Here is a 14,245-nt window from a genome sequence, read left to right as displayed (position 1 = left end):
AGGCCTCGGACAGCGCCTGCAGGGCCTCCATCTGGGCCAGATGGCTGGCGGCCTGAAGTCCGGCGGTCTTGAGCAGATCCCTGTCTTCCCAGTTGATGTTGCGATGGGCCCTGGGGGCCAGCAATACCACGAAGCCCAGCAGTTCCACCCCCTGTTTCAAGGGGATCAACAACCAGATCCGTTCACTGTCCCGCATCCAGTCCGGCAATTGCAGGCCGGCATGTCGCTCGGGTTCGGACAGGCATTCCGCCACATCCAGCACCCAGCCGGTATCCAGCAGGTAGCGGGCCAGGCTGCCGTCCACCGGCTCGGCGTGATCACCGGCCTCGGCCATGTTGATCTGGGCCGCCTGAGTGAAATGCCGACCACCGTCGCGCATCCAAAGCTGCCCGCCGGGACTGTCGACGATGTCCGCCAGGGCGCGAATCACTCGGGTGGGCAAGGCCTCATGCCGGGTCTCGTCGGCCAGGGTGGCGATGAAGCGCAGCCACTCTTCCCGATAATCATACTTGTAGTTGAAAAAGTGCTTGCTGACAAAAACCTTGAACTGCGCCCGCAGACGCCCGGAGGCCGCCAGCGCCAGCAGGCTCAGCAGGGCGGCAAACAGGAACACGGCCTGGAAGACCGTGCCCCATTCACCGCCGAAGACCCGCAGGTAATAACCTGCCGCCGCCATCAGTAGCAGGTAGACCCCGGCGCCCAGCAAGGTGGCGGTGTGGAAGACCATGCCCCGGGAGACATAGACATCCAGCGACCACTGGGGGTTACGGGCCGCAGACACGGCAATCAGGGGCACCACCAGGGCATTGATGAATCCCCTCGCCTCCCACAGGCCCGCATCCACGTTGCGAAACAGCAGGGACTCGGCATACATGTAGAAATCAAACAGATAGACACCGCCCACACCCAGGCACAGGTACTTGATGGCCCAGCGCCCTTCCCGGGAAGTGTTGCGATAGATCTGTTCCACCAGCAAAAGGGCGATGAGGGTGAGCAGGAGCTTGCCGCCGAGCAACACATCCACGCGTATCCAGGCCTCCGGCAACCTGGGCTGGAACAGCAAGTAGGTGGTCAGCCCCAGGATCAGTGCCCCCGCCGCCACGCCCAACAGGGCCAGAGGACGCCCGGGATCGGTATTGCCGGCGGCTGCCGGCAATGTGCTGAACCGGTTTTCTGTCGGGGGTAATGGTGGACCAGGCCGGGTCGGGGCACGGGAAACCGGTAGCCGCCGGTGACTGCGTGCCTGCCAGATCAGCCCCCAGAGAAAACCGATCCAGGCGGCATCCCGAAGCAGTTCCGCGGGAAAAACAAGTGACAGGGGAATGCGTTCGGGCCAGATGGCCTGGGCGGCCAGGGTCAAGGCCCAGAGGATGCCGGCAGCGGCGGCCAGGATCAGCAGTGCCCCCTGCAGGCGGCGTTGCCAGCCGATCAGGAGCACGATCAGCAGAGCGGCAAAGCCGATGGCGGCGATGGCGTATCCGGTCACGCCCAGGGACACGAGCAACCTCCATGGTCATTCCCTCTCCCGGATGGGGAGAGGGTCGGGGCGGGGAATGATACCTGGGGGTAAAGCGTTGATATCCGCCGTTCTCAGCGGGAGCCTCGGCCCCAGAGAACGACTTCCACGGTCTGGACGATGGTCAGAAGATCCAGGGACATGCTCTGGTTCTTCACATAGTAAAGATCATACTTGAGCTTCTCGAAGGCATCCTTTTCGGAGGCCCCGTAGGGATAATGGATCTGTGCCCAGCCGGTGAGGCCCGGCTTGACCCAGTGCCGGTGATGATAATAGGGCAACTTGCCGCCGAGTTGTTCCACAAACTGGGGGCGCTCGGGCCGTGGGCCGACGAAGCTCATGTCGCCACGCAACACGTTGATGAGTTGGGGAAGCTCATCAAGCCGGGTCTTGCGCATGAAGGCCCCAAAGCGGGTGACCCGGGGATCGGATTTCTGGGCCCAGCGGGCCACGCCGTCCTTCTCGGCATCCATGATCATGCTGCGGAACTTGAACAGCGTGAAGGGCTTGCCATGCTGCCCGGTGCGTACCTGACAAAATATGACCGAGCCCCGCCCCTTGCTCTTGATCATGATGGCCAGGGCGCAGATCAGCATGAAGGGCCAGACACAGGCCAGCATGGCCAGGCTGGTGATCACGTCCAGGGCACGCTTGGCATATTGCTGATAGAGGCTCTGGCGAAAGCCTCGGCCGAAGATCATGCTGGAGGGACGCAGGATGTCCAGCTTGAGCAGACCGGCCTCCCGCTCGAAGAAATCGGCGATATCCAGTATGTGGAGGCCCTGCATCTTGCAATGCATCAGTTCCTCGGCGGGAAAGCCGCCGCGGGGATCATCATAGGCAATGACAAGATCATCCACGTGATGACGGCGCACGAACTCAGGTAGCGGCACGTCCAGTCTCAGGGTGGAGTCATCGGATACCCGGGTGCGTTCTCCAGGCCTGGGGACGAACCGTCAGCAGCAGCGGGTATCCATCGCCCGGGCGCGTGCGTTCTCCAGGCCTGGGGACGAACCCCACCAGGACAAAACCGACCTGATCGGACTTACGGCGCAGACGGTTGAACAGCTGCGCGGAATCGCCGGCCCCCAGTACCAGTACCCGACGCTTGAAGGCATCATGGGCCAGCAGTCGGAAGATCCCGAATCGGGTGAACAATATGCCGGGAATGGCCAGGCCGATGGCGATGGCCATGATGCCGCGGCCGAAGTGCAGATCCGGGAACACATAAAACAGCATGGACATCATGGTGACCGACAGCAGGGCGGCCCCCAGGATGCGCAACACCACTGCGTTGGCACCGCCGCGGAATCCTCGCCGGTAAAGACCCATGCTCAGCATGCCCACCATGCCCAGGGAAACAAAGGCCAGCATCTGCAGTGACCAGATGACATCCACCACGGACGCCAGGGTGGGTGCCATTGGAAGCTGGATGAAACAGGCAGCCAGCAGTGCCAAGCCAAAGACCAGGGCCTCGGCGGAGGCCAGAATGATGATGGGGGTGGAAATATCCCGTCCAAGGATGTTGATGTGGCCGTGCCTGACCCTGACCGGCCGCTTCACCGCGGAAACCGCATCACCGGCCCCACTGGCGGCGGAGCCGCGACTTCTCGCGTGAGATCGAACTTCACCATATTGGTTACTGTCAACAACAGACGCCAATACCCTGTCTTCCGCCGGATTGCCCATACCCAAACCTCTCTAATGCTTGGGTGACACGTGGTGATCAACCTGATCCATGATTCAAGGACAGCCGGACTACCGTCCGACATTCTTTACACCATGTCACGGACTTATATGACTCGTATCACACATACTATGTGACGCAGCTCACACTTTTCAAGTCTTCGCTGCTGAGTGTAGTCGTTTTTTTTGACAGGGTCGAAAAAAGTGGGGTGACGGACAGAATGACCCGAGCACCTGAGCACCTGAGCACCTGACAAGGGGGCATAAGGCCGCCAAGCATGTTTTGCTTCATGCGGCATCCGCGCAAAGGCGGAATCAGAGGTGGAGGGAAAAATGGTGCCGGCACCAGGATTCGAACCCGGGACCTACTGATTACAAATCAGTTGCTCTACCAACTGAGCTATACCGGCCATGCCCCACATCCAGGCAACGGGCCAACTCTACCATTACATATGGTGACTTGGGTATCCCCGGTCTGCCTTTCGGCAGGGATCGAGGCCGCCGACGTCATGGGCAATCCCGTTCCACCGGGAAAACACCCTCGGGGAGTTCCAAGGAGAGCGCTCCGATCATGGGCAAGGAGGCATTCACATCAACCCAATAGAAACTCACTTCTCGATAGCGTGTCTCGATGATGGGCTCCAACCCGATCCCACGCACCTGCTCCAGGCGTCTGAGGGCCCTTGCATGTTCCGAAAAGAGCCCCAGTGACAGGCCGTCCCGATGGGGGCCTTCAGTGATGATGTAATGATCATTCATGCCCCGGGCCGTCAGCAGCGTGATGGCTGCCCGCGCCCCGGCGCGCCCGTCAACGGGCTCAAGCACCACCCAATAGGATAGAGGCCTGGATTCGGTCATCGGCCGCACATGCGGCGCCAGCCCCTCGCCAAGTAAACGTGCCTGCAAGGGCGCCGCTGCCTGCGGGGTACCAAAAGGTCCAAGGCTGACACATGCAGCCTGCCCGACATCCGGGATGACGTCCTCCGCCGCCACCCCACCTTCCCGCAGCAACCGTAGCATGGGAATGCCCTCGGGCTGCTGCCATACAGTCGGGTCCGGTGGGGTTTCCGGGGCATGCCGGGCCAGCCCATACAGCAGATAGGCCAGATTCAGCAGCAGCAACAGAAAAAACAACAACCGCATCAATTCCGATCCGCCACATGGGCCAGGCCGCGAAATACCAGGTGCGGCTCCACGCACCAGTCATCACCCAGCAACGGGTGAAGATGCAAGGCGTCTCCACCGGTGAGCAACCGCGCCGGCGCGCCTCCATCGGTACCGGCGATTTCGAACAATCGATGACTCAGATGCGCGATGGCCGCCGCCAGCCCCTGCAACGTACCGGAAGCGACGGCATCCGCCGTGCGCACGGCCACGATGCAGTCATCCCTGCCCTCGGTCATGCCGGCCACACCTGGTGCCAGCCCCAGGCTGCGTCGCATCAGCCCCAACCCCGGCAGGATCAATCCCCCCCGATGACGGCCTTCCGGCACCAGCAAATCCAGGGTCACTGCCGTCCCGCAATCCACGATGATGGCGGTTTCATGCCCCAATGCCCGGGCGCCGGCCATGGCCGCATAGCGATCCACCCCCAGTCGGCCGGGTTCCAGGTAATCGCTGCAAATGCCGTGCAGCCAGGAGTCCGGCACAAAGAATTGCGGCGCCGGCCAGCCACGTGCCTCGCACATGTCCCGGCAGACCCGACGAAAGTCGGGGCCGAGCACCTCCACCACCCAGATCGCCTCCGGTGACAGGGGCTCCAGGCAGGCGCCAAGGCGACCGGAAAGATCCGGCCGGGCCTCGCCCCCATGGACCAGGACACCCCCCTCCCCCGGCCGGCCATGCTCCCAGCAAAGCCACTTGATCCGGGTGTTGCCTCCATCCAGCAGCAGTTTCATGGGGCAAAACGCAGGCTGACCTCACCCGCCTCCACCGACACCATGCCCTCCGCCGTCAGTACCTGCAGGCGACCGCACGCATCCACGCCGCACCCCGTCCCCGCCAGGGTTCGGGCGCCCCGGATCAACACCGGGCGCCCGGCACAGGCATCGTGGGCCTGCCATGGTGTCCGGTAGGCGGCAAAACCGGGTTCCGGATAGGTGGCCAGCATGTCGGTGAGGGCCTCCAGCAGCCTGGCGGCCAGGACATTGCGGGACACGTCCGGGTCCAGGCCGGCGTCCCGCAGGTCACCATAGGGCTGGTCGATAGGAAGATCCCGGGGCAGGCGCAGATTCAGCCCCAACCCCAGGATCAGGTCGACCCCCGTTCCTGCCTGGGCATGACCTTCCACCAGGATGCCGCCCAACTTGCGGCCATGGACCAGGATGTCATTGGGCCATTTCAGACTCAGCCCCCGGGCACCCAGCGCTTCCAGCACCCGGATGACCGCCACCCCTGCCGCCAGGGTGATGGTGGGGTCCGGTGCCGGCCAGTGACGGATGCTCCAGAGGATGGACAGGGGCAATCCGGCGCCCGGTGGCATCAGCCACTGTCGTCCCCGACGCCCTCGCCCTGCCCACTGGATATCGGCCACGCAAGCCATCGGCGGCGCCATGCCCTGACGGCGCATCTGCTCCAGTCGGGTATTGGTGGAGTCCACCTGCTCCAGGACCTGCAGCGTCAGGTCGGTGTTGCCGCCGAAGGCCGCCCTGATGCGGGCTTCGTCCAGTAATTCCAACGGATCTTCCAGCCCCACCCGGTCATCCGGCCTGAGCAGGGCAAGGCCCAGGGAGCCCAGCACCTCCAGACCGGATTCCACTTCGGCCTCCGCAACCATCAGGTGCCGGGCCAGTTCCGCCCGGGACCAGCTGGATCGTCGGGCCAGGGCCCTGAGCAGACCATCCGGAAAACCCGGGTGATTATCGGTGAATGAATGACCAGACATGCATGAGGCCGATTTTTGGGTTATTCATTATGATCCGCGCAGAGAGGTTCAAACACAATGCATCGCTTCCTCAAACGAAGGGGCAGGCCGGCCGCACGGACACTGTCCGTGCTGATCCTCTGCCTGCCCCTGGGCCTGAGCGCGGAGATCTACATCTACAGGGATCGGGACGGTACCCCCATGTTCACCGACCGACGGGACATGGGTCCGGACTATACCTTTGTGGGGCGTTATGGCCGCCCCACCGCCTCCCATGCCTGCCGGGGTGTGACTCGCGCCGCCATGGATCGGCGCGCCCTGGATCATTTACTCACCATCCGCCACTACGCACGCCATCATGGCGTCGATGAGGAAATGATTCGGGCCATCATCATGGTGGAGTCCTGCTTCGACCGCCATGCCGTGTCACGGGTGGGGGCTCAGGGCCTGATGCAGCTGATGCCGGGCACCGCCCGGGAACTGGGGGTGAGCAACGCCTTCGACCCCACCGAAAACATACGCGGCGGCGTCACCTATTTCGCCAGGATGCTGGAACGGTTCGACCATGACGTGACCCTGGCCCTGGCTGCCTACAATGCCGGCCCGGGGGCAGTGGAACGCCACGGCGGGGTCCCGCCGTTTGCCGAAACCCGCCAGTACATCACCCGCGTCATGGAACAGTACCGCTACCTGCGACCGGAGACCGGCATGTCCCTCAGTCCGCCAGCCAGATGAGGGAGGCCATGCGCCCGGTGTCACCATCTCGGCGATAGGAATAGAAACGGCGGGCATCACTGAAGGTACACGCGGATTCCGCCGTCATGTCGCGCACGCCGCGGGCCGACAGTCGTCGCCGCGCCAGCGCCCGCAGATCCGCCAGCCAGCGCCCGGCCGGGGACGGCACGAAGGCCTCCCGGTGCCCCGGGTCATGCCGCAGAAAGGCGGCCCGCACTTCGTCTCCCACCTCGAAGGCGTCGGGACCGATGCAGGGTCCCAGCCAGGCCATCAGTTCCCCGGGCGGGCAGTCCAGGGCCTCGACCGTGGCTTCCAGCACACCGGCGATCAGTCCGCGCCATCCGGCATGGGCCGCTCCCACCCGGGTGCCGGCGCGATCACAAAACAATACCGGCAGACAATCCGCCGTCATCACCACGCAGGGCAATCCCGGCGCAAAGGCCACCACCGCATCCGCCTCCGGTCGGTCGCCGCAGCGACCGGCGTCCACCACGCGTGCACCATGCACTTGTTGAAGCCAGCAGGGTTCCCGGGGCAGGGACAAATGCCGCCTGAGCAGACGACGGTTGTGCAGCGCGGCCTCGGGATCGTCCCCGTTATGCAACCCCAGATTGAAGCTGTCAAAGGGAGGCCGACTGACACCCCCGAGGCGGGTCGTCGCCACCGAACGCACGGCGCGCGGCGCCGGCCAGACGGGCACGAGCCACCGGGTGTTTTCATCACGCATGGTTTCCACTCCCCGGCAAGGGTCTGTCGCATCCAGGCATCGGGATTGCGTTGTTGACGGGCATCAGAGGGGCGCAAGCACCACCTGGTTACGGCCGCTGTTCTTGGCCCTGTAGAGCGCCTCGTCCGCCCGGCCCAGGGTGGCATCGGGACCGCTGTCTTCAGCACGCAGCAACGTGATGCCGATGCTGACGGTCACGGCGATGATGGCTTCCGGTGTCACGGCCGGCGTGGACTTCACCTTGCGACGAAGGCGTTCCGCCAGAATCAGGGCCTCCTGCTCCGAGGTTCCCGGCAGCAGGACCGCAAACTCTTCACCGCCGGTGCGGGCGGGCAGATCCATCCTGCGCAGGCAGCTTCGCAGGGTATCGGCAAAGTGCTGCAACACCAGATCACCGGCGGAGTGTCCGTAGGTGTCGTTGATATTCTTGAAGTAATCCAGATCCACCATCAGCAGGCTTGAGGGCTGGTTCGCACGGCGCCGGATACGGGCCAGTTCATCGGCCATGCGAGAAATGAAATGGCGGCGATTGTAAAGTCCGGTGAGAAAATCCGTGGTCGCCATGCGCCGCAGTTCGTATTCCAGCTTCTTGCGGGCTCCGATGTCCGACAAGGTGCCCACCACACGCAGAGGCTGGCCGCTCCCGTCACGGCGAGCAACACGCCCCCGCGCCAAAACCCATATCCAGTCACCCGCCTTGCAACGCATGCGAAACTCGCAAGTGTAGTGAGGGGAATGTCCACGCAGGTGTTCCTGCATGCCACCGGTAAACCCTCTCAGATCGTCCGGGTGCACCAGGCTCACCCACTGCTCGAAGCTATTGTCCAACTCCGCTTCCGAAAACCCGATGATCTGGCGAAAACGGGCACAGTAGACCACATCATTGGATTCCAGGTCCCAGTCCCAGACCCCGTCACCGGCACCGAACAGGGCAAAGCGCCAGCGCAGTGAACTCTCCGTCAGGCCATCCGCCCAGGGAGTGGGTGGAGCGAGGGTCTCTTCGTCTCCCGTGCCGTTGACATCGGTCAGCACGCACAGGAAGCAGCGCTCCGAATCCGCATCCAGAAGGCTCAGGTGCACCATGACCTCGAACTTGCCGCCATGAATATCACGGCATTGCGCACGCAATTGCTGAGGGCGGGATCGGCTGCAGCAACGCTCCATCATGTCCGCCAGCTCGGCGGCATCCAGGGAAAGCAGGAAATGGCTCAGATCAGGCCATTGACCGCGGTCTTCCGGCAGGGCCAGACGATCACGGGCCAGTGGGTTTGCCTCAAGGATGGTCCCGTCGATATCCACACTGAGCAATGGCAAGGGCATGTTCCGGAAAACGGCTTTCACCCCGGTTGCGGCTTTTTCCACGAGCGGCCAATCCACAGCATTCTCCCGTCGGACCCCTGGGAATTTTCTCGGAGTGACTTAGCATAGCGTCTTTTCGTTACTGTGCAGGCGAAAAAAAACCCCGACTGCCTTGCAGCCGGGGTTTTTGTATGGTGGCCAGGGACGGAATCGAACCGCCGACACGGGGATTTTCAATTCCGCGAAAACGGCATTAGCAGGCATTATGCCACGTTACAAAATCCCTTCTGATTCAACGGCATGACAAAAAATATCCTACATTGATAATGCGGAATAATTAGCCTATTCTGTCGTTGTTGGGTGCCCCAGTGGTGCCCCAGGGTGCCCAGGGCACCCAACGAAACAGGCCCCGAGGTGACGCCATCACCCCGAGGCCCTGACCACCGGCAGACCTGTAGGGAGGTGCCGCCAATGGCTACCCGCGATTCTACCACCCGCCTGAACTTCACCCATGCCCGCGTGAGCGCCTTCACCTGCCCCCAGGGCAAGCGGAGCGCCTACCTGTGGGACTCGCACCAGCCAGGGCTTGGGCTACGTGCCCGAGGCACCGGGGCCGTGTCCTACGTGTTTCAGCGCAAGCTGGGAGGCCAGACCATCCGCCTGAGCATCGGGGACCGGGAAACCTGGACCCTGGCGGAAGCCCGCACCGAGGCCAAGCGCCTTTCCGCCCTGGTGGATCAAGGCAGAGACCCCCGGCAGGAGAAGGCCCAGCGCAAGGCAGAAGCCGAACAGGCCCGGCAGGAGCAGGCCCGGGCCGTTGTCACCCTGGGGGACGCCTGGGACGCCTACGTGGAAGCCCGTCAAGCCGACTGGAGCGAATCCACAAGGCATGACCACGACCGCGCCATGACCGCCCCAGGGCAGGCCCGCAAGCGGTCCCCAGAGAAAACCAAGGCTGGTGCCCTGCATCCCCTGCGGGCCGAACGCCTGGCGGACCTGACCCCCGAACGCCTGGAATCATGGCTGGAGCGGGAGAAGGCTACCCGCCCCACCGTGACCGCCCGGGGCTTCCGGCTTTTACGTGCCTTTCTTCACTGGGCCGCCGAACACCCGGAGTACCGGGGCCTGGTGGACCCTGCCCACCTGCTGACCAAGGCCGTGCGCCGATCCGTGCCCAAGCCCAAGACGAAGGGTGATTGCCTCCAGCGTGAACAGTTGCGCCCCTGGTTTGACGCCGTTCGGAAGATCGGCAACCCATCCCACTGTGCGTACCTTCAGTGCCTGCTACTCACCGGGGCCAGAAGGCAAGAGTTGATGAGCCTGCGATGGGAGGACGTGGACTTTCAATGGCAGGCCCTGACCATTCGGGACAAGGTGGAGGGGGAGCGGGTCATCCCCTTAACCCCCTACGTTGCCAGCCTGCTGGATGCCCTGCCGCGCCGGAACGAGTGGGTATTCTCCAGCACCACCAGCAAATCAGGCCGCATGTCGCCATGTACCCGGGTTCACGGGCTGGCTGTCCAGGCCGCCGGACTGCCCCATATCACCCTCCACGGGCTGCGCCGCTCATTCGCCACCCTGGCCGAGTGGCTGGAGTGTCCCGTGGGTGTCGTGGCCCAGATTCAGGGGCACAAGCCATCGGCCATTGCGGAGAAGCATTACCGCCGCCGACCCTTGGACCTGTTGCGGCAGTGGCACACCAAGATCGAGGCATGGATTCTCACCGAGGCAGGCATCCCGCAGCCCCAGGCCGGGGCCGGTCGGTTGCGGAGGGTGAAGTGATGGCCTTGTCCGATCTGGTGTGGAGACTGAGGAGCAAGCCCAGGTCTGAGTGGACTCGGGCCGAGGTGCTGGAACTGTTGAGGTGCCGCGAGACCGGCGAGCAGGTGGGGTTTCTGAGTGAAGGGGTGCTTGCCGAGGTCGTTTCCAAGGCCCGAGAGCCAGCCAAGCGGGGGCGGAAGGAAAAGCTGACGCCTGAGTTTGCCCGGCAAATGCTGGAGCATTTCGAGGGGGTCAGGCGGCAGATTGCCGACCGGGAAGGAGTCCCGCTGGACCGAGTTCAGGATAAGCGGGTTGCCGAGTGGATTGCCTTCAACGGGAAAGACAGCGGATCGCTCTCCCTGAGAAAGAAATGGCTTATGACCGAGGAAATACGGGGCTGGGTTAAGTACCTGAAAAGGAAGGTGAAGTCAGGATAAAAATTCGGCCCCCGTTTTCTTATCCGCCCCGCCCGATAACTTGTATGTACCGACAATCAACTGAAGGTACATACACCGATGAACACCACCCAACCCGCCCTCAAGCCACCTGCTACCGGCTTCTCAACAAACATGTTTGCCGATGCCATCGGCCTGAAAGCCGAGAGCATCCGCGTCAGGTTGTGCCGCACTGGGTCTTTTTACGGGGTGAAGCCCGGAAAGCTGCCCAACGGTCGGTTGATCTGGCCCGCCGATTCCGTGGAACGTCTGCTGGCTCAAACCAAGGAAGGGGAGTGACATGGACACCAAGAAAAACCCCCGCCCGGCAGCCACCGGGGCAGGGGTCGAAAGCGGCAACCCGGCCAACCCCAATCCTACCCCAAAACTCCGGCCTACTTCCAAGAAGCTGCGGGTGCTGAAGGCTTTGGCCGCTGGCGGCAAATACCACCGCTTCCAGGCCGAACACGCCTTGAACGACCACTGTTTGCACTCGACTGTGGCTGAAATCCAGGGTCGATACGGGATCGAGGTAGCCCGCGAGTTCGTGAAGGTGCCCGGGTACATGGGCGAGCCGACGCGGGTCTGTTCCTACTGGCTGGACGACCGCAACCGTGCCAAAGCGCGGAAACTCCTCCAGGTCATGGGGGTGCGGTCCGGCCCGTACCGGCGGGAAGCGATGGACGACTGTCTCCGCGAGAAATGGAGCCGCCGTGATGGCGAAGCGGAAGCGCGGTAATGGCGGCGAGGCCCACGTCCGACTCTACCGGCACGAACTGAACTCACCCGCATGGCAGACCCTGAGCATGGAAGCCCGGGTGCTGCTGGTGGAGATGAGGTCATTGTTCAGCGGTCGGGAAAACCGGGTCCACATGTCGATTCGCGAGATTCAGCACCGGCTTGGCATCGGTCGATTCAAGGCAGTGAAAGCCCGTGACGAATTGCTGGACCGGGGGTGGATTCGGGTGATTGAGAAGGGGACCTTCGCCCGGAAAACGAAGGCCGCCACCGTCTTTGCCTTGGAGAATGAACCCATCCACGACTGCGACGGAGCGACCGCCCCAAAAACCTTCCTGAGATGGAGACCGGACCCATGCCTCGAAAAAAAATCACGGTGTCGGTGAGCAGCACCGTCGGTGTCGGTGAGCAGCACCGTGACCCTTCCGACACCCCCCAAAATGACCCCCACGGTGTCGCTGACCAGCACCGTGAGGGCCGATTCTCAGGATTCACGGTGTCGCTGACCAGCACACAGATAGTTAACCATAGGGGGTACTGCTGATGATCTGTTCTGATGGTGCCCAGATGGGCAGGCAAATCGAGCGGGCGGGTCGATTCCGCCTGTCCTACCAGCGATGCCCGATCTGCGGACGGTGCGACGGCTGGACTCTTGAAACCGGCGACGAGACCTTGAGGGGACAGGATGCCCGCCAAACCTTCAACCGTCTGCGGGCTGGTGCCGGGAGGGCCGCATGATTCTTGGTATCGACCCGGGGTTGACCGGGGCCGTGGCCGCCCTGGCCTCCGATCACCGCGTGGAACTACTGGAGGACTTGCCCACCGTGGCCCGGGGCAGTGGCCGGGTACGCCGGGAGCTTGATGCCGCCGGGCTGGCTCACCTGCTGCGCCCGATTGCCGGGGACGTGCGACTGGCTGTCGTTGAGCAAGTGGCCAGCCGACCCGGGCAAGGCGTGGCCAGTATGTTCAGCCTGGGACACACCGCCGGGGCAATCTGCGGGGTTCTGGCTGCTCTGGGCATCCCGCTGGTGCTGGTGCCGCCCGCCGCGTGGAAAAAGGCCCTGAACGTGCCTACCGGCAGCGACAAGGACATGAGCCGGACCATTGCCGCCCGGTTCCACCCCGATCTGAACCTGAGCCGTAAGCGGGACCACAACATGGCGGACGCCCTGCTGCTGGCCCGGTACGGTCTGACCATGAGGAGCGCCGCATGACCGAGTTCAAGGAGATCAGGCAGGCCGCCAATGAAGGCGTGGGCTACGGCGATATGACGCCCGTGATGACCGCGTTCATCGCCTTGGCAGTGGGTGAGGATCAGCCAGCCCTTGCCCGGTCCATGATGGCGGATCATGGCAATCCCGGCTGGCAGCCAGCCCTGGACACGTTCGATCAGGCGGCCCGGCAGATCATGAGCGACCGTCTTGACGTTCTGGAGCGGCAGACCGGGGACAGTGTGCTGGCCTGCTGCCTGCTGGCTGATGATCCGCTGGTGCCCGGCTATCTGCGCCTGGAGTTACGGCGGAAGCTGGCCGAGGGTCTGCGCCGGTTCATGCCGGGCATGAAGCCCACCGGGATGGATGCCGCCGGGAGGCCCTGCTACCGCATCGAGGACGTGGCCACCGCCATCGGCACCAGCACCGAGGAGCTTCAGCGCATGGCCGATGATGCCGGGATTGATGGGACGCCAGCGGGGAGCGTGTCCCGCATCCAGTGATGATTTTTTGAGTCCCTAAAGGCGGGCGTCAGTAAGGTTCAGGCAAGGTTTGGGGGAGGTTTTTCTGACGCCAAAAGGCCGGACATACCCAGGGTTTACCCGAGGGTCCAGCGGGCCGGGAGTGTCAAGGCTCAGTCAAGGGTTTGGCCCCCTAAAGGCCCGGCTTCACCGCCGGGCTTTTTTTTCGTCCGCCGGAAGGTTGGCATACCTTGCATGGTGGAACGCCTTTTGCATGTCTGCAAAACTCATTCCATCAAGCAATCCCCAGGCCAGGAAATCACAAGTCGCTGATTCTCAAGGGTTCGATTTCGGCATGGTCCGCCGATTGCATGGGGAGCGACACCGGGACCGGGGTCAGGGATCAGTGGATACCCTGCCCAGGGCCTCACCGGGATGCGGATCAGGCAGTGTGCTGCCAAAGATAGCCTGATACAGCCCGGGTTAATTTATAAGCGACTGTTTTTTATAGGTTGTTCCATCTAGGAACGTGTCCATAATGTGGACACCCTCGACAGCGCCGGTAGTAGTGGGCACCCTCAGCACTATTGAGGGTAGCCACTGCCCGGATTGTTCCGCTTAGGTGCCCCAGTGGTGCCCAGGCACAACAAAGCCCGGACGATGCCGGGCTAAGTTGTTGATTATATGGTGGCCAGGGACGGAATCGAACCGCCGACACGGGGATTTTCAATCCCCTGCTCTACCAACTGAGCTACCTGGCCTTGCTGTTTTTTGCTGCCGTAAACCGCGTTGCAGCGAAGTTACGTATTAAATC

At 63.0% G+C, this 14,245-nt stretch carries 16 protein-coding genes and 3 tRNA genes; 8 read left to right on the top strand and 11 right to left on the bottom strand.

What is annotated here, in order from left to right; all coding sequences use genetic code 11:
- From prsK to ECTPHS_RS09295, 7 genes are all read right to left on the bottom strand, one after another.
- Positions 1-1,498: XrtA/PEP-CTERM system histidine kinase PrsK (gene prsK, locus ECTPHS_RS09320; protein ID WP_008932485.1), on the bottom strand; the 1,498-nt coding region annotated here is incomplete at its 3' end.
- A 92-nt stretch (positions 1,499-1,590) separates the two neighbouring features.
- Positions 1,591-2,409 carry a TIGR03013 family XrtA/PEP-CTERM system glycosyltransferase gene (locus ECTPHS_RS15195; protein ID WP_246828347.1) on the bottom strand — a complete coding sequence of 273 codons (819 nt, stop codon included), beginning with the start codon at positions 2,407-2,409 and terminating at the stop codon, positions 1,591-1,593.
- 19 nt (positions 2,410-2,428) lie between these two features.
- Positions 2,429-3,079 carry a nucleoside-diphosphate sugar epimerase/dehydratase gene (locus ECTPHS_RS15190; RefSeq protein WP_050814242.1) on the bottom strand — a complete coding sequence of 217 codons (651 nt, stop codon included), beginning with the start codon at positions 3,077-3,079 and terminating at the stop codon, positions 2,429-2,431.
- Between the two features lie 457 nt (positions 3,080-3,536).
- Positions 3,537-3,612, bottom strand: a tRNA-Thr gene (locus tag ECTPHS_RS09310).
- Between the two features lie 97 nt (positions 3,613-3,709).
- Positions 3,710-4,345 (bottom strand): SPOR domain-containing protein, encoded by a 636-nt coding sequence (locus ECTPHS_RS09305; RefSeq protein WP_008932484.1) that lies wholly within the window; start codon positions 4,343-4,345, stop codon positions 3,710-3,712.
- A complete protein-coding gene (locus ECTPHS_RS09300; RefSeq protein ID WP_008932483.1) occupies positions 4,345-5,100 on the bottom strand; it encodes a type III pantothenate kinase in 756 nt (251 codons plus the stop codon). The genes ECTPHS_RS09305 and ECTPHS_RS09300 overlap by 1 nt, the downstream gene beginning before the upstream one ends.
- The gene (locus ECTPHS_RS09295) at positions 5,097-6,086 is read right to left on the bottom strand and encodes a biotin--[acetyl-CoA-carboxylase] ligase (RefSeq protein WP_008932482.1); all 990 of its coding nucleotides are present in this window, start codon (positions 6,084-6,086) and stop codon (positions 5,097-5,099) included. The genes ECTPHS_RS09300 and ECTPHS_RS09295 overlap by 4 nt, the downstream gene beginning before the upstream one ends.
- Before the next feature lie 108 nt (positions 6,087-6,194).
- Between ECTPHS_RS09295 and ECTPHS_RS09290 the strand changes: the two genes are divergently transcribed.
- Positions 6,195-6,800, top strand: coding sequence for a lytic transglycosylase domain-containing protein (locus tag ECTPHS_RS09290; protein ID WP_008932481.1), 606 nt, complete (start codon positions 6,195-6,197; stop codon positions 6,798-6,800).
- On the opposite strand, the gene pgeF is transcribed toward ECTPHS_RS09290, so the two are convergent.
- The 3 genes from pgeF to ECTPHS_RS14800 form a co-directional block, all read right to left on the bottom strand.
- Positions 6,781-7,527 carry a peptidoglycan editing factor PgeF gene (pgeF, locus tag ECTPHS_RS09285; RefSeq protein ID WP_040405690.1) on the bottom strand — a complete coding sequence of 249 codons (747 nt, stop codon included), beginning with the start codon at positions 7,525-7,527 and terminating at the stop codon, positions 6,781-6,783. The genes ECTPHS_RS09290 and pgeF overlap by 20 nt on opposite strands.
- Positions 7,528-7,590: 63 nt before the next feature.
- Complete coding sequence (locus ECTPHS_RS09280; RefSeq protein WP_256364686.1) at positions 7,591-8,868, bottom strand: diguanylate cyclase; 1,278 nt, start codon at positions 8,866-8,868, stop codon at positions 7,591-7,593.
- A gap of 150 nt (positions 8,869-9,018) precedes the next feature.
- Positions 9,019-9,098, bottom strand: a tRNA-Phe gene (locus tag ECTPHS_RS14800).
- 199 nt (positions 9,099-9,297) lie between these two features.
- On the opposite strand from ECTPHS_RS14800, the gene ECTPHS_RS09275 reads away from it, so the two are divergent.
- The 7 genes from ECTPHS_RS09275 to ECTPHS_RS09245 all read left to right on the top strand — a co-directional run bounded on the left by ECTPHS_RS09275 (position 9,298) and on the right by ECTPHS_RS09245 (position 13,473).
- Positions 9,298-10,608 carry an integrase family protein gene (locus tag ECTPHS_RS09275; protein WP_008932478.1) on the top strand — a complete coding sequence of 437 codons (1,311 nt, stop codon included), beginning with the start codon at positions 9,298-9,300 and terminating at the stop codon, positions 10,606-10,608.
- Complete coding sequence (locus tag ECTPHS_RS09270) at positions 10,608-11,024, top strand: hypothetical protein (protein WP_008932477.1); 417 nt, start codon at positions 10,608-10,610, stop codon at positions 11,022-11,024. The genes ECTPHS_RS09275 and ECTPHS_RS09270 overlap by 1 nt, the downstream gene beginning before the upstream one ends.
- Positions 11,025-11,102: 78 nt before the next feature.
- Positions 11,103-11,321, top strand: a complete 219-nt coding sequence (locus tag ECTPHS_RS09265; protein WP_008932476.1) for a hypothetical protein — start codon at positions 11,103-11,105, stop codon at positions 11,319-11,321.
- Between the two features lies 1 nt (position 11,322).
- Positions 11,323-11,760: a hypothetical protein gene (locus tag ECTPHS_RS14955; RefSeq protein ID WP_008932475.1), complete on the top strand. Its 438-nt coding sequence runs from the start codon at positions 11,323-11,325 to the stop codon at positions 11,758-11,760.
- Positions 11,738-12,145, top strand: coding sequence for a hypothetical protein (locus tag ECTPHS_RS09255; protein WP_008932474.1), 408 nt, complete (start codon positions 11,738-11,740; stop codon positions 12,143-12,145). Before ECTPHS_RS14955 ends, ECTPHS_RS09255 begins: the two co-directional genes overlap by 23 nt.
- Positions 12,146-12,493: 348 nt before the next feature.
- Positions 12,494-12,973 carry a hypothetical protein gene (locus ECTPHS_RS09250; RefSeq protein WP_008932473.1) on the top strand — a complete coding sequence of 160 codons (480 nt, stop codon included), beginning with the start codon at positions 12,494-12,496 and terminating at the stop codon, positions 12,971-12,973.
- The gene (locus tag ECTPHS_RS09245) at positions 12,970-13,473 is read left to right on the top strand and encodes a hypothetical protein (RefSeq protein ID WP_008932472.1); all 504 of its coding nucleotides are present in this window, start codon (positions 12,970-12,972) and stop codon (positions 13,471-13,473) included. Before ECTPHS_RS09250 ends, ECTPHS_RS09245 begins: the two co-directional genes overlap by 4 nt.
- A 643-nt stretch (positions 13,474-14,116) precedes the next feature.
- Here the strand turns inward: ECTPHS_RS09245 and ECTPHS_RS09240 are convergent.
- Positions 14,117-14,192, bottom strand: a tRNA-Phe gene (locus tag ECTPHS_RS09240).
- Positions 14,193-14,245: the final 53 nt, after the last annotated feature.

The organism is Ectothiorhodospira sp. PHS-1 (assembly GCF_000225005.1).
Taxonomy (GTDB): Bacteria; Pseudomonadota; Gammaproteobacteria; order Ectothiorhodospirales; family Ectothiorhodospiraceae; genus Ectothiorhodospira.
This window is presented reverse-complemented; position numbering and strand designations above follow the sequence as displayed.